Source organism: Lentzea sp. NPDC004789, from assembly GCF_053601075.1.
Map to the genome: position 1 here is coordinate 92,036 of NZ_JBSGBE010000020.1, position 25,764 is coordinate 117,799.

Consider the following 25,764-nt stretch of genomic DNA (forward strand, 5'->3'; position numbering starts at 1 on the left):
GGTTAAACCGTGACGACCGTCTCTACTTGAGACTCCTGCGCAGTCGCGTGAAAAGCCGAGCGTTGCTCATGGCCACGACGCCGACAACGGCGTCCGGGTCCGCAGCGTCTCGATAGGTCGCGACGAACTTGCGGTCCTCAATGGACCCGTCTTCGACGCGGACGTCGTTCGTCGCCCGTCCGATGAACTGGATTCTGACCCCGTATTGATCGGACCAGACGTAACCGCCGTTGGTGTGCGTCGCGACCGTGTCGCCCGCGAGCAAGTTGCGGGTGGCGATTTGCGCCTGTTCGGTAGCGGACGTCCAGTGCTCGGCACGGTGTCCGGCGCAGTTCGCGACGTCGCCGACGGCCACGATGTTCTTCACGTTCGTGACGCCGCCCGCGTCGCACATGACGCCGTTGTCGACCTTGACGGGTCCACCTGCGAGCCAGTCCGTGGCTGGACGGGTGCCGATGCCGGCGATGACGACGTCCGCGTCAACCTTGCGTCCATCCGTGAGGTTGATTCCGCCGTCAATGTTGACCGAATCAACATTGACTCCAGTAATCAACGTTGATCCGTGGTCGCCGTGCAGTTGTCCACATGCGGCGCCCATCTCTGCACCCAGTACTCGCGTGAGCGGCGTGGGGAGAGCCTCGACGACGGTGACTTCCTTGCCCAGCGCACGCGCGCTCGACGCGATCTCCGCGCCGATGAAGCCGGCGCCGATGATGCCGACGCTGTTCGCGTTGTTGAGGGCGCCGCGGAGCTTGACGGCGTCGTCGAGCGTGCGCAGGACGTGTGCATTGGGGATTGCCCGCGGGATGCCGCCGGTGGCGATGACGAGCCCGTCGGCCTCGACCGTCGTGCCGTCGCTGAGCGCGACCTCCTGGGTGGAGAGCAGTCCGGTGGCCCGGACGCCGAGGCGCCAGTCGGCGTCGATCGCGTCGAGGTCCTCCTGGTCGGCGAGCGGCACCGCCTCGACCTTGCCGAGGAGGAAGTCCTTCGAAAGAGGGGGCCGGTCGTACGGCAGATGCACCTCGTCGCCGACGACGACGATCCGTCCGTCGAACCCCTGCTGGCGCAGTGCCTGCGCCGACCTCAAACCGGCGAGCGAAGCGCCGATGATCGCGATCGTCCTCACGCCACGTCCTTGTTCACCTCGGCATCGACATAGACCTCTCCATCTTTCACAACCACGGGATAGGTCTTCACCGGTCTTTTGGCGGGCAGACAAGTCGGCTCGCCGGTGCGAAGGTCGAAGCTCGCGGCGTGCAGCGGGCATTCGACGAAGCAGCCCTCCAGCCAGCCCTCGCTGAGGGACGCGTCCTGGTGGGTGCAGGTGTCGTCGATCGCGTACAGGACACCGTCGGAGTTGAAGACCGCGATCGGCGCATGAGGGCCGACGACGCGCACCGCCTCTCCTGGGGGCAGGTCCGTGAGAGCGCAAGCGCGGATCATCGTCGGCCTCCGTTGCGTGACGCGGCACACGTTCCGAATGACGCAACACAATGTGCGGCCCCGGCGACGCGCCGTCAAGAGTTCGAGCGGGTTGTTTTGCCTGCCGGTTACTGTTGCGCGATGAGCAACTCCGACTCGGCAGCTCAGGTGCAGTCCGTGGACAGGGCCATCAGCGTGCTCGAACTACTGGCCCAAGGCGAGGCCGGTATCACCGAAATCGCAGGTGAGCTGGGTGTGCACAAGTCCACGGTGTCCAGACTCGTCTCCGTGCTGGAGGCCCGTGGCCTGGTCGAGCAGCTCGGCGAAAGAGGCAAGTACGCCATCGGCTTCGGGGTTGTGAGGTTGGCCGGCGCGGCGACCGGCCGGATGGACCTGACCAAGCTGGGCCAGCCCGTGTGCCAGACGCTGGCGGACTCGTTCGGCGAGACCGTCAACATCGCCGTGCACGACGCCGGGGTCGCCATCAACATCACGCAGGCCCGCGGTTCGGCCGCGGTGTCGGCGGTGAACTGGATCGGCCAGCGCACGCCCCTGCACGCCACGTCGTCCGGCAAGGTTCTGCTCGCCCACCTGCCGCTGGAGGAGCAACGGCGGCTGGTCGCGCTGCCGCTCGACTCCTACACCGAGAACACGGTCGTCGACGGCAAGCGCTTGCTGGCCGAGCTGGAGGAGGTCGCGGCGCAGGGCTACGCGGCCTGCTACGAGGAGCTGGAGCTGGGGCTGCACGCGGTGGCCGTGCCGGTGCGCGGGCACCGGGGTGAGGTCGTGGCGGCGATGAGCGCCTCCGGGCCGTCCTACCGGTTGTCGCGCGAGCGGGTGGAGCAGATCGTTCCCGCGATGGCGGCGGCGGCCGCGGACCTCTCGGCACAGCTCGGCTACTTCGCTGGTTGAGGACGGACCCGAAGTTCAGATCTGGGGTGGATGCCGGCGCGGCGGTGATCAAGAAGACTCGGACGGGACGTCCAGGCGAGAAAGCGGGTCCCGTCCGTGTTCCAACAGCTCTCCGACCGCGCCGGCGCGGTGGTCTACATCGTTCTGGTGCTGGCGATCTCGTCAGGCACCGCCACCATCGCCGGCGGGCTGATACTCGCCGTCTCCCCGTTGCTCGTCGTCCTGCTGATGCTCCTCGTCCTCACACGCGAGGGGTACGGCCGGGAGGGGTGGCGGCGGCTCGGGATGGGACGGCTCGGGCTGCGTGACTGGCCGCTCGCGATCGCCACGACGGCCGGCGTCTGCGTGGTCGCGACCGCGGCCGTCGTGGCGCTGGGGTTCGCCCGGTTCTCCGCCCCGCCGAGCGACTGGGTGCAGAACGTGGTGGCGTTGTGCATCACCGGGCCGATCCTCGCGTTCGCCGAGGAGATCGGCTGGCGCGGTTACCTCCAGCCGCGGCTCGCCTTCCTGGGCGAGCGGACGGCGATGCTCGTCGTCGGCCTGGTCTGGATCTGCTGGCACCTGCCGTACATCCTGCTCACGCCCGGTTACCACAGCGACGGCGACCGAACCCTCGTGCTGGGTCTGTTCTCCTGCTCGGTGATCGCCTTCTCGTTCCTGTTCGGCTACCTGCGGACGAGGTCGGGCAGCCTCTGGCCGGTGGTGCTCGCCCACTTCGCGCACAACGCCGCTTTCGCCGTGCTCACCGAGTACGACATCTCGACCGAACAACCCGTTGTGGTCCGCGAGTACCTGTCCGGAGACACCGGCCTGTTCGTGTTCATCGGCACGGCCGCGTGCGTGCTCGCGATGGGGCTCCGCCGGTCGGCCCGGCAGGTCGAAGTGGGGGTCTGACCGCACGAAAGCCCGAACGCGGTATTGACAGCGGCATCCGCTGGCCGCAGTTTGTTGCTGATGGCGGAACGAGTTCCGTTTCGCGCAACGGCGGCGAAGGGGTGTCCAGATGCCTGCAGAGGTGCCTCGCGTGGTGCTCGTGGGGGCCGGGATCGTCGGCTGCGCGCTGGCCGACGAGCTCACCGAACGGGGCTTCACCGACGTCACGGTGCTGGACCAGGCACAGGGGCTCGCGGCGGGCGGTTCGAGCAGCCACGCGCCGGGGCTCGTGTTCCAGACGAACTCCTGCCGCAGCATGACGGCCTTCGCCCGCTACACGGTCGAGAAGTACACGGGGCTCGGGTGCTTCGACCAGATCGGCGGCCTGGAGATCGCGACCAGCCCGGAACGCCTCGCCGACCTGTCGCGGCGGCACGGCTGGGCCACGTCCTGGGGCGTGCAGAGCCGCCTGATCGACGCGGACGAGGTCGCGCGGCTGCACCCCCTGCTGGACCGCGAGCAGGTCCTGGGCGGCTTCCTGATCCCCAGTGACGGCCTCGCGAAGCCCGTCGCCGCGGCGGAGGTGCAGGCGCAGCGCGCGGTCGAGCGCGGGGCGCGGTTCGTGCTGGGGCAGAAGGTCGTCGCGGTGGAGACCGCGGGTGACCGCGTCACCGGGGTGCGGACGGAGACCGACGTCTTCCCCGCGGACATCGTCGTGTCGTGCGCGGGCATGTGGGGACCGGTGCTGGGGGAGATGGTCGGGCTGACCATCCCGCTCGTGCCGATGGCCCACCAGTACGTGTTCACCGGCGACGTGCGGGCGAGCGCCGAGGCGCTGGCGCGGCAGCCGATCCTGCGGCACCAGGAAGCGGACCTGTACTTCCGCGCGCACGGCCAGGCGCTGGGCATCGGGGCCTACGGGCACCGGCCCATGCCGATCAGGGCGCACGACATCACCGGGTCGGAGCTGCCGTTCACCAAGGAGGACTTCGAGCCCTCGTGGGACGCGGCGGTCGAGCTGATCCCGGCGCTGGCCGAGGCCGGCGTGGACCGCGGGTTCAACGGGCTGTTCTCGTTCACCAGCGACGGGATGCCGTTGCTGGGCGAGCACCCGCGGCTGAACGGGTTCTGGGTGGCGGAGGCGGTGTGGATCACGCACTCCGCGGGCGTCGCCAAGGCGATGGCCGAGTGGATCGTCGACGGGCAGCCGCGGCTGGACCTGCACTCGAGCGACCTCAACCGGTTCGAGCAGGTGCAGCTCGCGCCGGACTACGTGCTGGAGCGCAGCTGCCAGAACTTCGTCGAGGTCTACGACGTGCTGCACCCGTTGCAGCCCATGGAAAGCCCGCGGCCGATCCGGACCAGCCCGTTCCACTCCCGCCAGCGGGAGCTCGGGGCGTTCTTCCTGGAGGCGTCCGGGTGGGAGCGGCCGCACTGGTACGAGGCCAACGCGGGCCTGCCCGAGGTCGCCGAGGTACCGGCCCGCAACGAGTGGGCGAGCCGGTACTGGTCGCCGATCTGCGGGGCCGAGGCGCTGGTGACGCGCAAGCGGGTCGCGCTGTTCGACATGACGCCGTTGAAGCGGCTGGAGGTCAGCGGTCCGGGAGCGCTGGAGTTCCTGCAGCGCATGACGACCAACAACCTCAACCGCAAGCCCGGCGCGGTGGTGTACACGCTGCTGCTCGACGAGCAGGGCGGCGTGCGCAGCGACCTCACGATCGCGCGGCTCGACCAGAACACGTTCCAGGTCGGCGCGAACGGCAACCTCGACCTCGACTGGCTCACCAGGCACGCGCCGCGGGACGTGCACGTCCGGGACATCACCGCCGGCACGTGCTGCATCGGTTTGTGGGGACCGAAAGCACGCGACCTCGTCGACCGGATCCCGCACACGCTGGACACCCGGAAGGGCTACTTCACCGCGCAACAGGCGTTCATCAAGAACGTGCCGGTGACCGCACTGCGACTGTCCTATGTGGGCGAACTCGGCTGGGAGCTGTACACGACCGCGGACCTCGGCCCGAAGCTGTGGGACACGCTGTGGGAGGCCGGGCAGGAGCTCGGCGTCATCGCGGCCGGGCGCGGCGCGTTCAACAGCCTGCGGCTGGAGAAGGGCTACCGGTCGTGGGGCACGGACGTGACGACCGAGCACGACCCGTTCGAGGCGGGGCTCGGGTTCGCGGTGCGCGAGGACAAGGAGTTCCTCGGCAAGGAGGCGCTCGCCGGCCGGAGCTCGGCCAAGAAGCTCACCTGCCTCACGATCGACGGCTCCGCGAACGTCGTCATGGGCAGCGAACCCGTGTTCTACCAGGGGGAACCCGTCGGGTACGTCACGAGTGCGGCGTACGGGTACACGACCGGGCTGAACATCGCGTACGCGTGGTTGCCCGCTGACGTCGACGGCGAGGTGGAGATCGAGTACTTCGGCGAGCGCTTCACCGCGCGTGCGGCGCAGGAGCCGTTGTTCGACCCCGAAATGAAGCGGCTCAGGGGCTGAGATGCCTTCTGGGACGGCCTATCACCCTGCTCGCTTGAGAGGCGGAGCATGACCGGCAGCCTGATCTCGACCCTCGAGGGCCGCTACTACACCGATCCCGCGATCTTCGCGCGGGAGCAGGAGCACGTCTTCGAGAAGATGTGGTTCTGCGCCGTCCGCTCGGGCGACCTCGCGAACCCCGGCGACTTCCGCACCGTGCAGGTGGGTAGGGAGAGCGTCCTCATCGCGCGGGACCGTCACGGGAACCTCAACGCGTTCCTCAACGTCTGCCGGCACCGCGGCGCGCGCATCTGCGTCGACGAGGCGGGCAGCGTCAAGCGGGCGTTCCAGTGCCCGTACCACGCGTGGACCTACGCGTTGGACGGCAAGCTGATCGCCGCACCGAACCTCACGTCGATGCCGGACGTCGACCGCGTCGAGTACGGGCTGACGAAAGTGCATCTGCGGGAGTGGCTGGGCTACGCGTGGGTGTGCCTCGCCGACGAACCGCCGAGCTTCGAGGCCGACGTGCTGCACGCCGTGACGGAACGCCTCGGCTCGCTGGAGGCGATCGACGGCTACGAGATCGACCAGTTGTCCGTGGGCAAACGAATCGTCTACGACGTCAAGGCCAACTGGAAGCTGATCATCGAGAACTTCATGGAGTGCTACCACTGCGCGACGATCCACCCCGAGCTCACCGAGGTGCTGCCCGAGTTCGCCGACGGCTACGCGGCGCAGTACTACGTCGGGCACGGCGCCGAGTTCGGTGACGAGATCAAGGGGTTCACCGTCGACGGCGGCGAGGGCTTCGAAAAACTCGCGGCCCTGGAGGAAGAAAGAGACAGGAAGTACTACGCGATCACCATCAAGCCGCAGGTCTTCGTCAACCTCGTGCCGGACCACGTGATCCTGCACCGCATGTACCCGCTGGCGGCCGACCGCACGATCGTCGAGTGCGACTGGTTGTACGCAAAGGAAGTCGTCGACACCGGGCGTGACGTGTCTCGCTCGGTCGAGCTGTTCCACCGGGTGAACGAGCAGGACTTCGAGGCGTGCGAGCGTTGCCAGCCCGCGATGTCCTCGCGTGCTTACGCGCGCGGCGGAGTGCTGGTGCCCTCAGAGCATCACATCGGCGGGTTCCACGAGTGGCTGGTCCAGAAACTGGAATCAGCCGACTAGGGGATCGACGGGTCACCCGTGCACGCGAAAGCTTGCACGGGTGATGGAGCAGAACGACTTCTTGCTCCCGGACGGGGAGCACGATCTCCTCCGCCGCATCCGGCAACTGGCCGAGCGCGCGGAACGGACGGCGCACAACCGGTCCAACCTCGTTGGCCCGCCGCCGTCGCAGGAGCACCTCGACATCCTCGCGGAGATCAGAGCCCTCACCGAGGAGATGACGACCTCCAGAACCGGCAGGCGGGCCGAGGCGTTGCCCCGGCCCGCGAGAGCCGCGGACGATCTCGTCGGCGAGCGGTGGTGACGCTCAGCGGCGCTGGCCGCGCACCATCTTGACCAGGCCCTTCATCGTCTCCTCGAGCCCGGAGCCGAACGGGTTGTCGTGCACCAGGTACGTCCACGTCGAGCTCGGGCGCTTGACACCGGCGTCGGCGAGGTCGTAGCCGTCGTCGGTGATCTTGGCGGCCTCGTACTTGTCCTTCGCGAGCTCCCACGACTCCGGCACGATCTTGTTGAACGCCGGGATCGCCTCGCGGTGGAACTCGTCCAACGGGTTCTGCCTGGCCAGCGCGCGCAGGTGGATGCCCTCGCGCAGGTCGGACAGGAACGTCAGGTGGTGCGTCCACAGGTCGTCGAGGAAGAACAGCGTGATCTTGCGCGCGGCCTCGGCGGCCACCTCGTCGGACGCGCCTTCCTTCGCACCGAGCTTCTCGAACGCCGCGTCCGTGCGCAGCACCACGTCGCGGTGCTTGAGCAGCAGGTCGCGCTGGTGCTCGATGAGCTTGTTGTAGCGCCACGTGTTGCGGTGGATCTCCAGGTTCACGCCCTCGGCGACGCGCTGCGCGTGCTCGAAGGTGTGCAGCAGGCCCTTGTCCCGCACCTGGCCGTCGTCGTCCACTTCGGACGGTTCCTCGGCGTCCGGCGCGTACTGGGTGATCAGCTCGTCGTGCAGCGAGGAGAAGAAGACCGAGCCACCGGGGTCGCCCTGACGTCCGGCGCGGCCGCGCAGCTGGTCGTCCAGGCGTGAGGACGAGTGACGGCCGGTGCCGATCACGTACAGGCCGCCGAGCTCGGCGATCCGGTCGTGGTCCTCACCCTCGTGGCCGCCCAGGCGGATGTCCGTACCGCGGCCGGCCATCTGCGTGGAGACGGTGATGCGCTGGTACGAACCGGCGTCGGCGATGATCGCCGCTTCCTCGGCGTCGTTCTTCGCGTTCAGCACCACGCACTCGAGCCCGGCGGCGCGCAGCTTGGACGAGATCCGCTCGGACTCCGCGACGTCGAGCGTGCCGACGAGGATCGGGCGCCCGGTCTCGTGGATGTTCTTGATCTCCTCGACGATCGCCTCCTCCTTCTGCTCCAGCGTGGCGTAGAGGCGGAAGTGCTCGTCTTCGCGGATGTTCTCCTTGTTCGGCGGGATCACGAGCACCTCGAGCTCGTAGAACTCGCGCAGGGTCTCCGCGACGGCGACCGCGGTACCGGTCATGCCGCACCGGGTCGGGTACCGCGACAGCAGCGCCTGCACCGTCATCGAGTCGAGGATCTCGCCGGACTCGGTGGTCTGGACGTTCTCCTTGGCCTCGACCGCGGCCTGCAGGCCGTCCGGCCACCGCTGCAGCTTCGCCACGCGGCCGCGGGTGTCGTTGATCAGGTGCACCTTGCCGTCGCGGACGATGTAGTCGACGTCGCGGTGCAGCAGCACCTGAGCGTGCAGGGCGACGTTGACCTTCGACAGCGTCGAGGTGACGTGCTCCTGCGAGTAGAGGTCGATCTCGCCGAGCGCGCGCTCGACGGCCTCGGAGCCCGCGCCGGTGAGGAAGACGTTGCGCTCCTCGTCGTCGACCTCGTAGTGCAGGCCGTGGCGCAGCCGCTTCACGAGGTCCGCGATGACCGGGTCGGCGGCCTCGGCGCTGGTCGAACCGGCGAGCACGAGCGGCACGCGGGCCTCGTCGACGAGCACCGAGTCGGCCTCGTCGATCAGCGCGACCTCCGGCTCCGGCACGATCAGGTCTTCCGGCCTGGTGACGATCCGGTCGCGCAGGATGTCGAAGCCGATCTCGCTGACCGGTGCGTACGTGACCTCGCACTGGTAGGCCTCGCGGCGCTCCTCGGTCTTCGAGCCGCCGTTGAGCCAGCCGACCGTGACGCCGAGCAGCCGGTACAGCGGGCCCATCCACTCCGCGTCGCGCTGGGCGAGGTAGTCGTTGACGCTGACCACGTGGACGCGCTTGCCCTTGATCGCGAACCCGGCCGCGGCCATGGCGCCGGCGAGGGTCTTGCCCTCACCGGTGGCCATCTCGACGACGAGCCCGCTGAGCATGCCCAGCGCACCCAGCACCTGCACGTCGAACGGGCGCTGCCCGATGGCGCGCTCGGCGGCCTCCCGCGTGAGCGCCACCAGCTCCGTGTCGTCGTGCTCCTCGCGCAGCTTCTCGGCGTGTGCCGTCAGCTCCTCGTCGCTGAACGCCTTGAACGCGTCAGCGTGTTTTTCCACGTCCTTGAGCAGTGCCTGGAACGGGGCGAGGTCAACCGACGCCGGTTTCTGCGCGAACCGACGCATCCGCTGCTTGAAGCGCGCCATGAGAGTGGTCACGACGCAGCAACGTACGGCATCGGCTCAGGGTTCCGCAGAGGTCTTGACAGTGAAGCTCGTTTTGTCCGGTTCATCCATCCAGCTGGGTGTCCCGGGCAACCTTCTCCCAGAGCTCGATCTCGGCCCTGACCTCGTCGAGGTGCGCCAGAAGGCCGTCGACGGAGTCCGAGCCCAGCGGCAGCCGCAGCGGGGTCTCGGCGGCCTCCAGGGCGGTGAGGACGGCCGCGGCGGCCTTCCGCGGGTCGCCGGGCTGCTGACCGGCGTTCGCGCTGATCATCTGCCGGGTCTTGTCCGCGGAGTCGACGTACACGCCGGACTTGGCCGAGGCGCTGTAGCCGCTGAACAGGCTGGTGCGGAACGAGCCGGGCTCCACGATGAGGACTTTGACGCCGAACGATTTGACCTCGTCGGCGAGCGCCTCGCTGAAGCCTTCCAACGCGCACTTGGTGGCGCTGTACGCGCCGAAGCCCGCGAACGAGAGCTGGCCGCCGATGCTGCTCATCTGCACGATCGCGCCTTCTCGCCGTTCGCGCATGTGCGGCAGGACTGCTCTCGTGAGCGCGGCCGGGCCGAACAGGTGCACCTCGAAGAGGCTGCGCAGCTCCTCGTCGGTGGTCTCCTCCACGGCGCCCACGTGGGTGCGCCCGGCGTTGTTGACCAGGACGTCGATGCGGCCTTCCTCGGCGATCACGTTGGCGACCGCGGTGGCGATGGCTTCGTGGTCGGTCACGTCGAGCGCGACCGGGACGACCTGGCGAGGGTGGGCCCTCACCAGGTCGTCCAGCGTTTCCGTGCGGCGTGCGGTCGCGACGACCCGGTCACCGGCTGCGACGGCCGCTTCGGCGATGGCCCTGCCGAAGCCGCTGTTGGCGCCGGTGATCAGCCACACCTTGCCGGACATGTGCTTCCCCCAATTCAGTTCGTTGCTGAATCAAGGGTTACTAGGGTAGTCGGACTCAAACGACTTGGTGAGTCTCCGGAAGCTTGAGCGCCGAGAACAGCGTGGCCAGGGCCATCAGGCACAGGAACGCCGACACCGACATCGACGTCCCCGTCGCCCCGAGCAGCGCGGTCATGATGAACGGCGTGCCGCCGCTGACCAGGATCGACGCCAGCTGGTAGGCGAGCGAGGCGCCCGAGTAGCGGACGTGCGGCTCGAACAGCTCGCCCAGGTACGCCGCAATCGGCCCGTAGACCAGTGACGACGCGATGCCGCCGACGGCCGCCGCGACGAACAGCGCGACGAGCGAGCCGGTGTCGACGAGCAGGAAGTACGGGAACGCCCACACGACCAGACCGGCCGCGCCCGCGATGATCAGCGGGCGGCGGCCGAGGCGGTCGGACAGGTGCCCGCTGTAGAGGATCACCGGGATGCTCACGACGGACGACAGCAGGCTGACGATCAGCACGGACTCACGGGACAGCCCGAGCGTGGTGGTGGCGTAGGACAGCACGCCGGCGATCGAGACGTAGAAGATCGCGTTGGAGGCGAACATCAGGCCCGCGCCGAGCAGGATGGGCTTGCGGTGGGTCCTGATGGCCTCGCCCAGCGGTGCGGGGGCGGGAACGTCGGTGCGCTTGGCCTGCAGCTCGCGGAAGACCGGGCTGTCCTCGACCTTCAGCTGGATGAAGAGCACCACCGGAAAGAGCAGCGCGGACGCCAGGAACGGCACGCGCCAGCCCCACGCCGCGAAGGCCTCCTTGGACAGGGTGGTGGTGGCCAGGATGAACGCCACGTTGCCCAGGAACACACCGATCGGGACACCGGCCTGGCCGAACGTGCCCGCGAAACCGCGTTTGCCGGGGTGCGCGGACTCGGTGAGCAGCAGGACCACACCGCCCCACTGGCCGCCGACCGCGATGCCCTGCAGGAACCTCAGCAGCACCAGCAGGATCGGGGCGCCCACGCCGATGCTGCCCGACGTCGGCAACAGGCCGATGAGGAACGTGGCGGCGGCCATCAGCGCGAGGCAGATGACGAGTGCGGGCTTGCGGCCGAACCTGTCGCCGACGTGGCCGAAGACCAGGCCGCCGATCGGGCGGGCGACGAAGCCCGCCCAGAACGTGCTGAAGCTCAGCAGCAGGCCGACGATCGGCGTGGCTTCCGGGAAGAACAGCTTGGGGAACACCAGTGCCGCGGCGGTTGCGTAGATGAAGAAGTCGTACCACTCAATACTGCTGCCGACGAGTCCGGCGGCCATGAGCCTTCGCAGGGTCTTCTTTTCCGGGGCAACACTGACCACGGCTTCTCCTCACCACGTGTCGATGAACGGGCGTTTCTTCCCCGGCGAGCGGGAAGTTGCGGGGGCCAGCGCCGTGGCGATCCAACGGCGCGTGTCGGCCGGGTCGATCACGTCGTCGATCTCGAACACACTCGCGACGTTCAGCGCTTTGCCGTGCTCGTACGCGGCCGCGACCATCTGGTCGTAGCGCTGCTTGCGTTCTTGGGGGTCCTTGATGGCGTCGAGTTCTCTTTTGAACCCGAGCTTCACGGCGCCTTCGAGGCCCATCGGGCCGAACTCGCCGGTGGGCCAGGAGACGGCGAACTGCGGGACCTTGAGGCTGCCCGCCGCCATCGCCTGGGCGCCGAGGCCGTACGCCTTGCGGAGCACGACCAGTCCAAAGGGGACGGTGAGGTTGGCGCCCGTCACCACCATGCGGGTGAGGTGGCGGACGGTGGCGGTGCGTTCGGCCTCGGGGCCGACCATGAAGCCCGGGGTGTCGGTGAGCGAGACGACCGGGAGGTCGAACGCGTCCGCCAGCTGGAGGAAACGGGCGCACTTGTCGGCCGCGTCGGCGTCGATGGCGCCGCCCAGGACGTTCGGGTCGTTGGCGATCAGGGCGAGCGGGCGGCCTTCGACGCGGACCAGGGCGGTGACGATCGCCTTGCCGAAGCCGCTGCGCAGTTCGAGGACGGAGCCGGTGTCGGCGAGGATGTCGATGACCTTGCGGATGTCGTAGGCGCGGAGGCGGTTCTCGGGGACGGCGTGGCGGAGGAGGCGTTGGTCGGCGCACGTCCACGAGCCGAAATTGTCAGTGCTGTCTGGGAGAATTGTTTTTAGGGGTTCCCCCGAGGGCGCAGGCGAAGGCTGCGCCCTCGCGCGGGGGACGCCTGCGGGAGCCTGGAAGTAGGAGAGGTACTTCTTGGCGACGGTGACCGCTTCTTCTTCGGAGCGCACCGCGATGTCCACGACGCCGTTGGGCACCTGCACGTCCAACGGGCCGATGTCCTCCGGGCGGAAGACGCCCAGGCCGCCGCCCTCGATCATCGCCGGGCCGCCCATGCCGATGTTCGCGCCCTCGACCGCGATGATCACGTCGCACGTGCCGAGCAGCACTGCGTTGCCCGCGAAGCAACGCCCCGCGACCACGCCCACCAGCGGTACCTGGCCGCTCAGCTGGGCGAACGCGTGGAACGAGCCGCAGTCGAGGCCGCTGACCATGCTGTGGTCGGTGTCGCCGGGCCGTCCGCCGCCACCCTCGGCGAACAGGACCATCGGCAGGTTCTCCTGCTGGGCCAGCGCGAACAACCTGTCCTTCTTCTGGTGGTTGCGCAGGCCTTGGGTGCCGGCGAGCACGGCGTAGTCGTAGGACATCGCGACGATCCGTTGGCCGTTGACCACACCGATGCCCGCCACCATGCCGTCGGCGGGCGTGCGTTCGATCAGCTCGGGCAGCGAGCGGCGCTGACGTTGGGCGGCGATCGCCAGGCCGCCGTACTCGACGAAGTCCTCGCACAGGTCCGCGATGTTCTCGCGCGCGGTGCGGCCACCGGCGGCGTGCCTCCTCACGGCGGACTCCGGCCGGTCGAAGTCGTGCCGTGCCAGCACCTCGGCCAGATCCGGGCGGACGAACGAGGGGTCGATCTCGACGGAGTCCTCAGTGGACTCTCCAGAGCCGGAAGCGAGCAGCTGTCCCTCGGCCACCGTGTCACCGACGGACACCAGCACGTCGCCCGACACCCGGACGACGTGCTGCATCTTCATCGCTTCCAGCACCACGGCGTCCGGCGTGACCTCCACGACGGTGCCCGCCATCGGCGCACGCAGGCCGGATGCGGGCTCCTCGACGACGAAATCGGTCGTGGCGCCCACGATGTCGCGGTCCAGCAACGACTTCAGGAACTCCAGGTTCGTGGAGACGCCCTCGATCCGGAACTCGCGCAACGCCCGCCGTGCCCGGTTCAGGGCCACGTCGAGGTCCTCGCCGTGCACCACGAGCTTCGCGAGCAACCCGTCGTAGCGCGTACCGGCCCGGTAGCCGACGTACCCGTGGGTGTCGACGCGAACGCCAGGACCGGACGGCAGTGCGAAGGAGGACAGCACGCCGCCGGACGTCTGGTTCACCCGCACCTGCACGGCGCAGCCGCGGTCGGCAGGCGTGAAGTCGACGTCGCCGTCCCACGCCAGCAGCAGCTGGGTGCGCACGAGGTCCACACCGGACACCATCTCCGTCACCGTGTGCTCGACCTGCAGCCGCGGGTTGGCCTCCAGGAAGAAGAACGCGTCGCCCGCCACCAGGAACTCCACCGTGCCGACGCCGGTGTACCCCACGGCAGAGGCGATCTCGGCCGCCGCGGAGTGCAGCGCCTTGCGGAGAAAGGGATCCAGCAGCGGGGCCGGCGCGATCTCCACGACCTTCTGGTGACGCAGCTGCAGCGAGCAGTCGCGGTCGCCGATCACCGACGTGCCGACGAGCTGCACCTCGATGTGCCGGGCGGAGGGTAGCAGCCGTTCGAGGTAGACGTCCCCGACCCCGAACGCCGCCAGCGCCTCCGCCCGGCACGCCTCGACCGCGCCGTCGAGGTCCTCGGGCGAGAACACCGCCCGCATGCCCTTGCCGCCACCGCCGGCGACCGCCTTCACCATCACCGGGAACTCGCCCGCGGCCGCGTCCAGCACGGGAATTCCCAGCGACGCGGCCAGCGCGCGGGCGCGTTGCTTGTCGCCCAGCAGTTCCAGCACCTCGGGCGACGGTCCGACGAACGTCAGCCCGCGGTCGGCACAAGCTCGCGCGAACGCCGCGTTCTCCGAGAGGAACCCCCATCCCGGATGCACCGCCACGCACCCGGATGCCGCATCCAGCAGTTGGTCGATGTCCAGATAAGGCGAGTCGCCGCGCAACGCGACAGCGCGATCCGCGAGCGTCACGTGCAGCGAGGAAGCGTCGTCCTCCGCGTACACCGCCACGGTGCGAATGCCGAGGTCAGCGGCCGCGCGCAGCACGCGGACGGCGACCTCACCCCGGTTGGCGACGAGCAGCACGGCAATCCTCCTGAGCGACCGCTTAGTATGTGACGGCGGTCGCATGCTGCCATCTGAAGTCAACGGAAGTCCATACGGAACCGATTTGGGTGTTGAGGCGTCAACGGAACGCTTCGTCGCAAACGGGCGATTCAGCAGGCAGACTCCCGGCAGGCATGCGAAGGGCTTCAGGAGGCCGCAGTGGTGTTCAAGAGGATGTTGCGCGCGTTCGGCGTGGGCGGGCCGACTGTCGACACGGTGCTCACCAACCCGAACGTCCGGCCGGGCGAGGTGCTGAGCGGTGAGGTCCGGATCGCCGGCGGCGACCACCCCGCCGAGATCGATCACGTCACGCTGGCGCTGCTCACCCGCGTCGAGGTCGAGAGCGGCGACAACGAGTACAACACCAACATGGAGTTCCACAAGTTCTCCGTGGGTCAGCGGATCCTGGCGCAGCCGCACCAGAACCTGTCGCTGCCGTTCCAGATCCCGGTGCCGTTCGAGTGCCCGCTGAACGTCGTGGGCGGCATGCAGCTGTCCGGCATGCAGCTCGGCCTGCGCACCGAGCTGGAGGTCCGCGGCGCGGTCGACCCCGGCGACCTCGACCCGATCTGGGTGCACCCGCTGCCGTCGCAGGACGCGGTGCTGCAGGCGTTCGGGCACATGGGCTTCCGCTTCACCAAGGCCGACAACGAGCGTGGCCGCATCTACGGCGTGCCGCAGCAGCTGCCGTTCTACCAGGAGATCGAGTTCTACCCGCCGCCGCAGTTCTCGGGGCGGCTCAAGCAGGTCGAGCTGACGTTCGTCACGACGCCGGCCGAGCTGCACGTGGTGCTGGAGGCGGACAAGCGCGCCGGGCTGCTCCGGGCGGGCGGTGACGCGTACGGCCGTTTCGCGGTGTCGCACCAGCAGTCGATCGGCACGGACTGGACCGCCACGATCAACCAGTGGATGGCGCAGGTCTCCGGCAGCCGCTGGTGAGCGTTCGAGCTGCGGACCACGCCGAGTGACGGGATGATTTTCCCCGAGATCCCCGCCTTCGTCGGGGAGTAGCGGGAGGAGGCGTCCGTGACCATCGAGAGCATTCTCGGCGCGCTCGTCATCGGTCTGATCCTTGGTTTCCTCGGCAAGCTGTTCGCGCCGGGCAGGCAGAACATCCCGATCTGGCTGACGTTGCTGGTCGGCATCGCGGCCGCGTTCATCGGGTCGTGGATCGCCAGGCTGCTCGGCGTGCAGGACACGCCGGGCATCGACTGGATCGAGATCATCGTCCAGATCGTCGTCGCGGCGATCGGTGTCTCGCTCGTGGCCGGGATGTACGGCCGCAAGTCCGTCAGTTAGGCCGGACCATCCTCAGGACGAGGTCGGCGTACAGCGCGCCGATCTCGTCCGGGGTCCGCCTCCCGCCCGGCTGGTACCACCGCGCGACGTCGATGCACAGCGACAGCACGGCGAGCGTCGCGCCCTTCAGGTCCGGCACGTCGAACGTGCCCTCCGCGACGCCGTCCGCGATGAACGACCGCATCTTCTGGTCGATCTGCCGGCGCAGCTCCGCCACCTCCGCGTGGTGTTCGGGAGAGAGCGCGCCGAGCTCGTACTGCACCACCCGCGCTGTTGTGTGGAACTCCGCGTGCCAGCTCGCGAACGACTTCACCGCGTTGTGCAGCCGTTCCGCCGCGTCCCGGCCCTCGATCGACGACAGCGCGGTGAGCGACAGCTCGTGGCCGACGCGCGAGATGTTGAAGAGCAGCTCCTCTTTGGACCGGTAGTGGATGTACACGGCCGCGGGCGACATTCCGGCCAGAGAGGCGATGTCGCGGGTCGTCGTGGCGTGGTATCCCTTGCCGGCGAACGCGTGCGCTGCCGCGATGAGCATGCGACGGGCGGCGTCCGGGGTGACCGAGCGCCACGTCTCGTCGAGCAGCGCGAACTCGTCCAGTCCGGTCGTCGTCATCGGGCCTGCTCCTCGCGTGTTGACAGGTGATGGATCGTACTGCACGCTAAGCGGGCGCTTAGCGCTAAGCAACCGCTTAGTATGGAGGTAGTCGTGCAGCGGACGCTGTTCAACGAGGATCACGCCGCGTTCCGGGAGTCGGCGAAGGCGTTCGTCGAGCGCACCATCACGCCGAACGTCGAGAAGTTCATCGAGCAGCGCGTGATCGACCGCGACGTGTGGCTGGAGGCCGGTCGCCAGGGCCTGCTGGGCCTGGAGATCCCCGAGGAGTACGGCGGCAGCGGCGCGAACGACTACCGGTTCAACACCGTGTTCGCCGAGGAGCTGTGCCGGGTCAACGCGGCGGTCGCGTCGTCGCTCGGCATCCACGGCGACGTCGTGGCGCCCTACCTCGTCGACCTGTGCACCGAGGAGCAGAAGCAGCGCTGGCTGCCCGGCATGTGCACCGGCGAGATCAAGACCGGCATCGCGATGACCGAGCCGTCCGGTGGCTCCGACCTCGCCGCGCTCAAGACCAACGCCGTGCGTGACGGTGACGACTGGATCCTCAACGGCTCCAAGACGTTCATCACCAACGGCTACACCGCCGACATGATCGTCGTCGCGGCCCGCACCGACCCGTCGAAGGGTGCGCGCGGCATCACGCTGTTCGCCGTCGAGACCGGCATGCCCGGCTTCGAGCGCGGCCGCAAGCTCGACAAGGTCGGCCAGCACCCGTCCGACACCGCGGAGCTGTTCTTCTCCGACGTGCGCCTGCCGCAGGCCAACGTCATCGGCGAGGAGGGGCAGGGCTTCATCTACATGATGGAACGCCTGCCGCAGGAGCGGATCGGCGGCGCGATCTCCAACCTCGCGCACGCGCAGGGCGTGTTCGACGAGACCCTGGAGTACGTCAAGGAGCGCAAGGCGTTCGGGCAGGCGATCGGCAAGTTCCAGCACAACAAGTTCCTGCTGGCCGAGCTGCGCACCAAGCTCGACGTCTCGCAGGCGTTCATCGACACCCTGACCATGCAGCACGTTCGCGGCGAACTGAGCTCGGTCGAGGCGGCGCAGGCGAAGTACTGGAGCGCCGACATCGAGAACGAGGTCATCGACGCCTGCGTGCAGCTGCACGGCGGCTACGGCTACATGACCGAGTACCGCGTCGCTCGCGCGTGGATGGACGCCCGCGTCACGAAGATCTGGGCGGGCTCCAACGAGATCATGAAGGAACTCATCGGCCGCGACCTGGGCCTGTAAGGGGTGTTTTGTGGCTGAAGCAGTCATCGTCTCCACCGCCAGGTCGCCGATCGGCCGTGCCCGCAAGGGTTCCCTGGTGTCGCTGCGGCCGGACGACCTGGCCGCGCAGGTGATCTCCGCCGCGCTGGGCGACCTGCCGGCGTCCGAGATCACCGACCTGCACCTCGGGTGCGCCGAGCCGCAGGACGAGCACGGCCAGAACATCGCGCGCCGGGTTGCCGTGCAGCTCGGGTACGACAACCTGCCGGGCACGACGGTCAACCGGTTCTGCGCGTCCTCCGTGCAGACCGCGCGCATGGCCTTCCACGCGATCAAGGCGGGGGAGGGGCACGCGTTCATCTCCGCGGGTGTCGAGTGCGTTTCGCGGTACATGCACTCCGGTGTGCCGTCGTTCAACCCGTTGTTCGACGAGGCGCAGCAGCGGACCCTCGACACGGCGGCGTCCAACGCGCCGTGGACCGACCCGCGGCTGGACGGCAAGCTGCCCGACTACTACATCGCGATGGGGCAGACCGCCGAGAACGTCGCGACGCAGATGGGCATCTCGCGGCACGACCAGGACGAGTTCGGCGTGCGGTCGCAGAACCTCGCGGAGAAGGCGATCGCGGACGGGTTCTTCGCCCGCGAGATCACGCCGGTGGTGCTGCCCGACGGAACCGTCGTGTCGGCTGACGACGGTCCGCGTGCCGGTGTCACGTACGAGGCGGTTTCGTCGTTGAAGCCGTCGTTCCGGCCGGAGGGCACGGTCACGCCCGGCAACTGCTGCCCGCTGAACGACGGTGCCGCCGCGGTCGTGATCATGAGCTCCACGCGGGCGAAGGAACTCGGGCTGACCCCGTTGGCGCGCATCGTGTCCACCGGTGTGTCCGGGCTGTCGCCGGAGATCATGGGCCTCGGCCCGGTCGACGCCACGAAGCAGGCTCTGGCGCACGCTGGTCTGTCCATTTCGGACATCGACCTGGTGGAGATCAACGAGGCGTTCGCGGTGCAGGTGCTCGGCAGTCAGCGTGCCCTGGGCATCGACATCGACAGGCTGAACGTGCACGGCGGCGCGATCGCGCTGGGCCACCCGTTCGGCTCGACCGGTGCGCGGATCATGACCACGCTGATCAACGGCATGCAGGCCCGTGACGCGCAGTTCGGTCTGGAGACCATGTGCGTCGGCGGCGGTCAGGGCATGGCCATCATCCTGGAGAGGCTTTCGTAGTGGGCATCCTGGACAAGTTCAGGCTCGACGGGAAGGTCGCGATCGTCACGGGCGCGTCCTCCGGGCTCGGCGTGGCGTTCGCGAAGGGCCTCGCGGAGGCGGGCGCGGACGTCGTGCTGGCGGCTCGCCGTGCGGACAAGCTGAAGGACACGGCGGCGCTCGTCGAGTCCGTCGGCCGTCGTGCTCTCGTTGTGCAGGCGGACGTTTCGCAGCCCGACGACTGCCGTGAGGTGGCGCGGGCGGCGGCCGAGTTCGGCACGGTCTCCGTGCTGGTCAACAACGCGGGTGTGGCGTCGGCGGTGCCGGCGTCCCGTGAGACGCCGGAGGAGTTCCTCGGCGTCATGGACGTGAACCTCAACGGCGCGTACTGGATGGCTCAGGCCGCCGCCGCCGTCATGAAGTCCGGTGGCTCGATCATCAACATCTCCAGCGTGCTGGGGCTGGTGACCGGTGGCATCCCGCAGGCCGCCTACTCGGCGTCCAAGGCCGGTCTGCTGGGCCTGACGCGCGACCTGGCGCAGCAGTGGACCGGGCGCAAGGGCATCCGGGTCAACGCGATCTGCCCCGGGTTCTTCGCCTCGGAGATGACCGACCAGTACCCGCCCGGCTACCTGGAGAAGATGCAGGCCGCGCTGCCCGCGGGCCGGATCGGTGACCCGGAGGAGCTGGCCGCGGCCGTCGTGTTCCTGGCCTCGCCCGCCGGTGGTTACGTGACCGGCGAGACGCTCGTCGTCGACGGTGGCGCGGTCATCGTTTAGTCGTTGGACACGTCAGGGACGATCAGCACGTGATCGCACTGGACCACGTGCTGGTCGTCGACGTGGAGTCGACGTGTTGGGAAGGATCTCCGCCTCCCGGTGAGGTCTCGGAGATCATCGAGATCGGCATCTGCCCGCTTGAGGTCGCGTCAGGCGAGCGCGGTGAACGGCGCAGCGTGCTGGTGCGGCCGTCCAGGTCGGCCGTCAGTCCTTTCTGCACCCGGCTGACCACGCTGACCGCCGAGCAGGTCGCCGGTGGGATCTCGTTCGCCGAGGCGTGCGCGGTGCTGCGCAAGGAGTTCCGGTCGGACCGGCGGGTGTGGGCCTCGTACGGCGACTACGACCGCAAGATGTTCGAGCGGCAGTGCAAGGACATGGGCGTGGGATACCCGTTCGGACCGCGGCACGTCAACGTGAAGACGCTCTTCGCACTGGCGCACGCGTTGCCGCGCGAGGTCGGCATGGCCGAGGCGGTGCGCATCGCCGGGCATGAGCTCGACGGCACGCACCACCGCGGCCACGACGACGCCCACAACATCGCCGGACTGCTGGCCGGGCTGCTCAGAAGGTGATCACGTCGGCCGTGTCCGGGTTCGTCTTGCCCGCCAGCACGGCCTGCCACACCTCGACCAGCCCGTCCGGGCCGCTGTGGTGCGCGATGGCGACCCAGTCGCCCGCCTGGGCGGTGAAGGCGCTCCAGGCCGTGCCGAAGCGTTCCGCGAAGCCCGCAGGACCCCAGTCGGCGGTGCGCTTGCGGAGCTGGTCCGGGGCGAAGAAGAACTGCGAGCGCGGGTCCGCCGACGACTTCTGCCCGGTGAGGCCGATGGAGATGTCCTTGACCAGTGCCGGGCCGAGGCGGTCGTGCAGGGCCGAGCGGACGTCGGCCGAACCGCTGAAGTCCAGGTAGACGGAAGGCTCGACGTCGACCTGAGCGCCGTAGGGGAGCACGGTGTCGTAGAGGCCGAGGCTCTCGGTGAACTCGACGTTGCGCGGTGAGGTCAGGCCCACCAGGCGCACGCCGGAGCCGCGGAGGCACTGGGCGGTGCCGAAGGCGGTCTTGCTGGAGGCCGAGGAGACCACGACCGTGCGGGCGCCGTGGAAGTCGTTGTCCGCCAGCTGGTCCGCGAGCAGGAACGACGTCATGAACAGCGGCCGGTACAGCACCTGGAGGTCTTCCGTCTCCGGGTCGGTGGCGATCAGGTAGCTGTTGTAGACGGCCGGCAGCGCCGCTCGGTGGTCGACGGTGTCGACGAAGCCGGACGAGGTCAGCTTGGCGCGCACGACCAGGTGGCTCGACATCGGCAGGTAGCCGTAGACGCGGGTGCCGGTCGGGATGGCGTCCAAAGTGGAGTCGACCACGTCGGCGAAGCCCCACAACGGGATGACGCCGCGGCCTTCGGCGGGCACCGGGAAGAAGTTCCAGTAGCCGATGCGCTCGCCGACCACGCCGTACGTGACGTTGTTGGCGGTGAGACCCACGTGGCTGGTGCGCAGGAGGACCTCGCAGTCGCCCAGCCCCGGGGAGAGTTCGTCGTGCAGGACTTCGGTCTTGGTGAGGTCGTCGCGGTCGACGACAACGGTCCAGCGACTGATCATTGCCAGGATTCTCCTAGGTCGGGAGGTACGCTCCGGTCGTGACCGTGCCTGAAAGACTGATCGACGCCGCCACCACCCTGTTCGCGGACAAGGGCTACGAGCGGGTCGCCGTGCAGGAGATCGTGGAACGCGCCGGAGTCACCAAAGGCGCCATGTACCACTACTTCGGGTCGAAGGACGACCTTCTGCACGAGATCTACGGGCGGTTGCTGCGCATGCAGACCGAACGGCTGGAGAAGATCGCCTCGGGTGACGGCCCGATCACCGATCGGCTGCGCGAGGCGGCCATCGACGTGATCATCACGAGCGTCGACAACTACGACGCCGCCAGGGTGTTCTTCCGCTCGATCGACCACCTGTCGGCCGAGAAGCAGAAGGAGGTGCGCGCGGAACGGCGGCGTTACCACGAGAAGTTCCGCGGCCTGGTCGAGGAAGGGCAGCGCGAGGGGACCTTCCGCACCGACGTGCCCGCGGATCTCGCCACGCACTACTTCTTCGGCTCGCTGCACCACCTCGGCACGTGGTACCGCCCGGACGGGGAGATCCCGGCCGGGCGGCTGGCTGAGCACTTCGCGGATCTGCTGATCCACAGCCTTTCCTAGGGCACGATCACGCTGACGATCTCGGCGACGCACGCGGGTTTCTCGTTGCCCTCGATCTCGACGACGACCTTGGTCACGAGCTGCTTGCCCAGTGCGATGTCCGAGACGTCGAGCAGCTCGACACCGGCCCGCACGCGGGAGCCGACGAGCACCGGCTGCGGGAAGCGGACCTTGTTGCTGCCGTAGTTCACGCCCATCTTGATGTTCTTGACGGTGTAGATGTCACGCACCAGGAACGGCACCAGCGACAGCGTCAGGTAGCCGTGCGCCACAGGTCCGCCGAAGGGGCCCTTGGCGGCCTTCTCGACGTCGATGTGGATCCACTGGTGGTCCAGCGTCGCGTCGGCGAACAGGTTGACCTGGTCCTGCGTGACCTCGTGCCACTCGCCGAAACCGAGGTGCTCGCCCTTGGCGGCGACCAGCTCGTCGATGTTCTCGAAGGTGCGCATGGGCGTTCAGTCCTTCGGTCCGCCGGCGACGTAGATGACCTGGCCGGACACGAACCCGGCGCCTTCGCTCACGAGGAACGACGCGGTGTGCGCGATGTCCTCGGGCTGACCGACGCGCGCGACCGGGATCGTCTGGGCGGCACCGTTGATCAGGTCCTCGAACGAGATCTTCATGCGCTCGGCGGTCGCCTTGGTCATCTCGGTGGCGATGAAGCCGGGCGCGATCGCGTTGACCGTGACGCCGAACTTGCCGAGCTCGATCGCGAGGGTCTTGGTGAAGCCCTGCAGACCGGCCTTGGCGGCGGAGTAGTTGGCCTGCCCGCGGTTGCCGAGCGCGCTGGTCGAGCTGAGGTTGACGATGCGGCCGAAGCCTTCCTTCGTCTGGTAGGCCTGGACCGCCTTGCTCATCAGGAACGCGCCGCGCAGGTGCACGTTCATGACCGTGTCCCAGTCGCTCGCGGTCATCTTGAACAGCAGGTTGTCGCGCAGCACACCGGCGTTGTTGATCAGCACGGTCGGCGCGCCGAGCTGCTCGGCGACCTTGGCCACCGCGGCGTTGACCTGCTCCTCGTCGGACACGTCGACCTTGAGGCCGATGGCGCGCCCACCGCCCGCGACGATCTTGTCGGCGCCGTCGAGCACACCCTGCTCGTCGAGGTCGAGCAATGCGACGGCCAGGCCGTCCGCGGCGAGACGCTGCGCGACGGCGGCACCGATTCCGCGAGCCGCGCCGGTGACGATGGCAACCCTGTCGGCCACGGGTCCTCCTTCGTTGGGGGATGGTGAGCTAAGCAAGCGCTTAGTAACGTACCTATCAGTCCGCTTGACGTCCAGCGCTGTGCGGACGACCATACCGACTGGTCGGAATGTGGCAACAGAGGAGGCAGGTGCCCGTGGAACTCACCGGCAAGGTCGCGCTCATCACCGGCGGCTCCAACGGCATCGGCGCCGCGTCCGCCCGGCGGCTGGCTTCGCTCGGTGCGCGCGTCGTGGTCGCTGACGTGGACGCCGAGCAGGGCAAGCTCGTCGCGGACGAGGTCGGCGGCGTGTTCGTGCGCTGCGACGTCACCTCGCCCGCGGACTCCGCCGCCGCGGTGGAGACGGCCGTGCGCGAGTTCGGCGGCCTGGACATCGCCTTCCTGAACGCCGGTATCGGCACCGGATGCTCGTTGGGCGACGACTTCGACGTCGAGACGTATCGGCGTGCCATGGCCATCAACCTCGACGGCGTCGTCTACGGCGCGCACTACGCGTTGCCCGAGGTGCGGAAGCGTGGTGGGCAGATCGTGGCTACGGCTTCGATGGCCGGCCTCATGCCCATGCCCGGCGATCCGGTCTACGGCGCCAACAAGGCCGCCGTCGTCGCTCTGGTCCGTGCGCTCGCCGGCGCGTACCCGGACGTGCGCGTGAACGCGCTGTGCCCCGCGTTCGCCGACACCAACATCATCACGCCGCTGCGGTCGACGCTGGAGGACATCGGCATGCCGATCCTGCCGGTGTCCGCCGTGGTGGACGCGTTCATGTCCATTGTGGAGGGTTCGGGAACCGGTGAGGCCTGGTTCGTGCAGTCCGGGCGCGCGTCGGAGCCGTTCGGGTTCCGCAACCCGCCCGGACCTCGTGCCGCGGACGGCTCGCGGCTCGAAGCCGCCCGCAAGGATCCCATCTCGATCGCGCTCAAGGAGAGCTGACGTGCGTGCCATTCAGATCACCGAGTTCGGTGGGCCCGAGGTGCTCCAGCAGGTGGAGCTGCCCGACCCGGTGCCGGGCGACGGTGAGGTGCTGATCAACGTTTCGCGGGCCGGGCTGAACTACGCGGACACGCACCAGGCGGAGAACTCCTACCTGGCGCGGATGACCCTGCCGCTGGTGCCCGGCGGTGAGGTCGTCGGCACCACCGCGGACGGCCGGCGCGTGGTGGCGCTGACCAAGAACTCCGGCGGCTACGCGGAGAAGGCCGTCGCGCCCGCGCTGACGACCTTCGACGTGCCCTCCGAAGTGGACGATCTGACGGCGTTGTCGCTGATCGTGCAGGGGGCCACCGCTTGGTTGCTGCTGCGGAAGTCGACTCACCTGGAGCCCGGTGAGTCGGTTGTCGTGCACGCTGCCGCCGGTGGTGTGGGCACGATCGCCGTGCAGCTGGCCAAGTTGTGGGGTGCCGGCCGGGTCATCGCGACGGCTTCTTCCGATGACAAGCGGAAGCTGGCGCTGGATCTCGGGGCGGATGTCGCGATCGACTCGCGTGCTGACGACATGACCGCGGCGTTGATCGAGGCCAACGACGGGCGTCGGGTCGACGTCGTGCTGGACATGACTGGGGGTGCTACCACTGATCAGTCGTTGGTGGCGTTGGCTCCGTTTGGGCGGCTTGCGTTTTATGGGATGGCCTCGCGGGAAAGGCCGAAGCCGGTCGATCTCGGGGCGTTGCTCGTGCACTCCACGACCGTTGCGGGTATGTGGTTGCCGCACGCCCTGAAGGTGCGCGACGCCGAGCACGGGACTCTTGCTCACCGGGCGATGGCCGAGCTGTTCCAGCTCGTCGTCGACGGCAAGCTCAAGGCGGTTCCCGGTGGTGAGTACGGCATGGGTGAGATCCGGCAGGCGCACGAGGATCTGCGGTCTCGTCGTACTGCTGGGAAGTTGTTGCTGGATCCGTCCCGCTGACTTGGTCCCGTTGCTCTCCGGCTCCGCCAATCTGATCAAAGCAGGAAGGGGCGGTCCGCTTCGTGCGGACCGCCCCTTCCGTCGTGCTGCGTTACTCGGAGAGTTCGGCGAGCTGGGCCTTCACCCTGGCCAGCTCGGCCTCCAGCTCCTCCATGCGGGTGCGGTGCTGGTCGCGCGCCGCCTCTAGCACCGTTTCGATGCCCTCCGCGATGTCGGAGTGCAGTTCCTTGGCCGCCTTGGCGACGGCGATGGCCGGGATGACCAGGCCCGACACGACTCGCTGCGTGCCGTGGACCAGGTCGGCCTGCCATTCGCCCTCGGCGGTGCCGGTCACCGTGAGCGTGAGCTCGACGGTGCGGGTCTTCTTCGCCGTGCTCTTGGGGCGGCCGGCCTTCGGCTTCTCGGTCTTCGAAGGCTCGGTCTTCGGAGCCTCGGCCTTGGGGGCCTCGACCGGCTTCGTGGCCTCGGGGGCCGGCGTCGGAGTCTCCTCCACGTCGGTCTCCTCGACTGCCTGCACCTCGGTGAGCGTGTCCGACACGATCAGGTTTCCTCTCTGCGCAACGACGTGACCCCGCGCACAATCCTAGAACACGTGTT

Annotated in this window: 25 protein-coding genes; 14 read left to right on the plus strand and 11 right to left on the minus strand. The window is 68.6% G+C overall.

The features are described from left to right. Positions 1-22 precede the first annotated feature (22 nt). Both ACWEIJ_RS35755 and ACWEIJ_RS35760 read right to left on the minus strand, forming a co-directional pair. A complete protein-coding gene (locus ACWEIJ_RS35755; RefSeq protein ID WP_449841676.1) occupies positions 23-1,126 on the minus strand; it encodes an NAD(P)/FAD-dependent oxidoreductase in 1,104 nt (367 codons plus the stop codon). Continuing rightward, on the minus strand, positions 1,123-1,443 hold the full coding sequence (locus ACWEIJ_RS35760; RefSeq protein WP_355439878.1) for a bifunctional 3-phenylpropionate/cinnamic acid dioxygenase ferredoxin subunit: 321 nt from the start codon (positions 1,441-1,443) through the stop codon (positions 1,123-1,125). Before ACWEIJ_RS35760 ends, ACWEIJ_RS35755 begins: the two co-directional genes overlap by 4 nt. A gap of 120 nt (positions 1,444-1,563) precedes the next feature. On the opposite strand from ACWEIJ_RS35760, the gene ACWEIJ_RS35765 reads away from it, so the two are divergent. The 5 genes from ACWEIJ_RS35765 to ACWEIJ_RS35785 all read left to right on the plus strand — a co-directional run bounded on the left by ACWEIJ_RS35765 (position 1,564) and on the right by ACWEIJ_RS35785 (position 7,169). Continuing rightward, positions 1,564-2,334 carry an IclR family transcriptional regulator gene (locus ACWEIJ_RS35765; RefSeq protein ID WP_449841677.1) on the plus strand — a complete coding sequence of 257 codons (771 nt, stop codon included), beginning with the start codon at positions 1,564-1,566 and terminating at the stop codon, positions 2,332-2,334. 96 nt (positions 2,335-2,430) lie between these two features. Next, positions 2,431-3,228, plus strand: a complete 798-nt coding sequence (locus ACWEIJ_RS35770; RefSeq protein ID WP_449841678.1) for a CPBP family intramembrane glutamic endopeptidase — start codon at positions 2,431-2,433, stop codon at positions 3,226-3,228. A 109-nt stretch (positions 3,229-3,337) separates the two neighbouring features. Continuing rightward, complete coding sequence (locus ACWEIJ_RS35775) at positions 3,338-5,704, plus strand: GcvT family protein (RefSeq protein WP_449841679.1); 2,367 nt, start codon at positions 3,338-3,340, stop codon at positions 5,702-5,704. Between the two features lie 48 nt (positions 5,705-5,752). Continuing rightward, positions 5,753-6,865 (plus strand): aromatic ring-hydroxylating oxygenase subunit alpha, encoded by a 1,113-nt coding sequence (locus ACWEIJ_RS35780; RefSeq protein WP_449841680.1) that lies wholly within the window; start codon positions 5,753-5,755, stop codon positions 6,863-6,865. A 43-nt stretch (positions 6,866-6,908) separates the two neighbouring features. Next, positions 6,909-7,169, plus strand: coding sequence for a hypothetical protein (locus tag ACWEIJ_RS35785; RefSeq protein ID WP_355440147.1), 261 nt, complete (start codon positions 6,909-6,911; stop codon positions 7,167-7,169). A gap of 3 nt (positions 7,170-7,172) precedes the next feature. Here ACWEIJ_RS35785 and secA2 read toward each other — a convergent pair whose 3' ends face one another. The 4 genes from secA2 to ACWEIJ_RS35805 all read right to left on the minus strand — a co-directional run bounded on the left by secA2 (position 7,173) and on the right by ACWEIJ_RS35805 (position 14,722). Then, the gene (gene secA2, locus ACWEIJ_RS35790) at positions 7,173-9,458 is read right to left on the minus strand and encodes an accessory Sec system translocase SecA2 (protein ID WP_449841681.1); all 2,286 of its coding nucleotides are present in this window, start codon (positions 9,456-9,458) and stop codon (positions 7,173-7,175) included. Positions 9,459-9,528: 70 nt separating this feature from the next. Next, positions 9,529-10,359, minus strand: a complete 831-nt coding sequence (locus tag ACWEIJ_RS35795) for an oxidoreductase (RefSeq protein WP_449841682.1) — start codon at positions 10,357-10,359, stop codon at positions 9,529-9,531. A gap of 55 nt (positions 10,360-10,414) precedes the next feature. Beyond that, on the minus strand, positions 10,415-11,701 hold the full coding sequence (locus ACWEIJ_RS35800) for an MFS transporter (RefSeq protein WP_449841683.1): 1,287 nt from the start codon (positions 11,699-11,701) through the stop codon (positions 10,415-10,417). Positions 11,702-11,710: 9 nt separating this feature from the next. After that, complete coding sequence (locus ACWEIJ_RS35805; RefSeq protein ID WP_449841684.1) at positions 11,711-14,722, minus strand: carboxyl transferase domain-containing protein; 3,012 nt, start codon at positions 14,720-14,722, stop codon at positions 11,711-11,713. Between the two features lie 180 nt (positions 14,723-14,902). Between ACWEIJ_RS35805 and ACWEIJ_RS35810 the strand changes: the two genes are divergently transcribed. Together ACWEIJ_RS35810 and ACWEIJ_RS35815 are read left to right on the plus strand one after the other, a co-directional pair. Then, positions 14,903-15,682, plus strand: a complete 780-nt coding sequence (locus ACWEIJ_RS35810; protein WP_449841685.1) for a sporulation protein — start codon at positions 14,903-14,905, stop codon at positions 15,680-15,682. A gap of 87 nt (positions 15,683-15,769) precedes the next feature. Further along, positions 15,770-16,042, plus strand: a complete 273-nt coding sequence (locus tag ACWEIJ_RS35815) for a GlsB/YeaQ/YmgE family stress response membrane protein (protein WP_449841686.1) — start codon at positions 15,770-15,772, stop codon at positions 16,040-16,042. Here the strand turns inward: ACWEIJ_RS35815 and ACWEIJ_RS35820 are convergent. Continuing rightward, positions 16,035-16,655 carry a TetR/AcrR family transcriptional regulator gene (locus ACWEIJ_RS35820; protein WP_449841687.1) on the minus strand — a complete coding sequence of 207 codons (621 nt, stop codon included), beginning with the start codon at positions 16,653-16,655 and terminating at the stop codon, positions 16,035-16,037. The two genes, ACWEIJ_RS35815 and ACWEIJ_RS35820, sit on opposite strands and share 8 nt — an antisense overlap. A 93-nt stretch (positions 16,656-16,748) precedes the next feature. Here ACWEIJ_RS35820 and ACWEIJ_RS35825 point away from each other — a divergent pair, with 93 nt between their 5' ends. Genes ACWEIJ_RS35825 through ACWEIJ_RS35840 form a run of 4 tightly spaced genes read left to right on the plus strand, consistent with a single transcriptional unit; the run spans position 16,749 to position 20,431 of the window. Next, the gene (locus ACWEIJ_RS35825) at positions 16,749-17,894 is read left to right on the plus strand and encodes an acyl-CoA dehydrogenase family protein (protein WP_449841688.1); all 1,146 of its coding nucleotides are present in this window, start codon (positions 16,749-16,751) and stop codon (positions 17,892-17,894) included. Between the two features lie 10 nt (positions 17,895-17,904). Continuing rightward, positions 17,905-19,101, plus strand: a complete 1,197-nt coding sequence (locus ACWEIJ_RS35830) for an acetyl-CoA C-acetyltransferase (protein ID WP_449841689.1) — start codon at positions 17,905-17,907, stop codon at positions 19,099-19,101. Next, positions 19,101-19,859 (plus strand): SDR family NAD(P)-dependent oxidoreductase, encoded by a 759-nt coding sequence (locus tag ACWEIJ_RS35835; RefSeq protein ID WP_449841690.1) that lies wholly within the window; start codon positions 19,101-19,103, stop codon positions 19,857-19,859. Before ACWEIJ_RS35830 ends, ACWEIJ_RS35835 begins: the two co-directional genes overlap by 1 nt. A gap of 29 nt (positions 19,860-19,888) precedes the next feature. Beyond that, positions 19,889-20,431, plus strand: coding sequence for an exonuclease domain-containing protein (locus ACWEIJ_RS35840; protein ID WP_449841691.1), 543 nt, complete (start codon positions 19,889-19,891; stop codon positions 20,429-20,431). Here the strand turns inward: ACWEIJ_RS35840 and ACWEIJ_RS35845 are convergent. Then, a complete protein-coding gene (locus ACWEIJ_RS35845) occupies positions 20,421-21,455 on the minus strand; it encodes a DUF2855 family protein (RefSeq protein WP_449841692.1) in 1,035 nt (344 codons plus the stop codon). The genes ACWEIJ_RS35840 and ACWEIJ_RS35845 overlap by 11 nt on opposite strands. A gap of 38 nt (positions 21,456-21,493) precedes the next feature. Here ACWEIJ_RS35845 and ACWEIJ_RS35850 point away from each other — a divergent pair, with 38 nt between their 5' ends. Then, entirely contained in the window at positions 21,494-22,057 is a 564-nt protein-coding gene (locus ACWEIJ_RS35850; RefSeq protein ID WP_449841693.1) for a TetR/AcrR family transcriptional regulator, read from the plus strand. Here ACWEIJ_RS35850 and ACWEIJ_RS35855 read toward each other — a convergent pair. Beyond that, positions 22,054-22,506: a MaoC family dehydratase gene (locus ACWEIJ_RS35855; RefSeq protein WP_449841694.1), complete on the minus strand. Its 453-nt coding sequence runs from the start codon at positions 22,504-22,506 to the stop codon at positions 22,054-22,056. The genes ACWEIJ_RS35850 and ACWEIJ_RS35855 overlap by 4 nt on opposite strands. Positions 22,507-22,512: 6 nt before the next feature. Beyond that, positions 22,513-23,265: an SDR family oxidoreductase gene (locus tag ACWEIJ_RS35860; protein WP_449841695.1), complete on the minus strand. Its 753-nt coding sequence runs from the start codon at positions 23,263-23,265 to the stop codon at positions 22,513-22,515. A 128-nt stretch (positions 23,266-23,393) separates the two neighbouring features. Here ACWEIJ_RS35860 and ACWEIJ_RS35865 point away from each other — a divergent pair, with 128 nt between their 5' ends. After that, positions 23,394-24,194, plus strand: a complete 801-nt coding sequence (locus ACWEIJ_RS35865) for an SDR family NAD(P)-dependent oxidoreductase (protein ID WP_449841696.1) — start codon at positions 23,394-23,396, stop codon at positions 24,192-24,194. A gap of 1 nt (position 24,195) precedes the next feature. Next, a complete protein-coding gene (locus ACWEIJ_RS35870; RefSeq protein ID WP_449841697.1) occupies positions 24,196-25,167 on the plus strand; it encodes a quinone oxidoreductase family protein in 972 nt (323 codons plus the stop codon). 91 nt (positions 25,168-25,258) lie between these two features. On the opposite strand, the gene ACWEIJ_RS35875 is transcribed toward ACWEIJ_RS35870, so the two are convergent. Beyond that, positions 25,259-25,705: a DUF6319 family protein gene (locus tag ACWEIJ_RS35875; protein WP_449841698.1), complete on the minus strand. Its 447-nt coding sequence runs from the start codon at positions 25,703-25,705 to the stop codon at positions 25,259-25,261. Between the last annotated feature and the right edge of the window lie 59 nt (positions 25,706-25,764).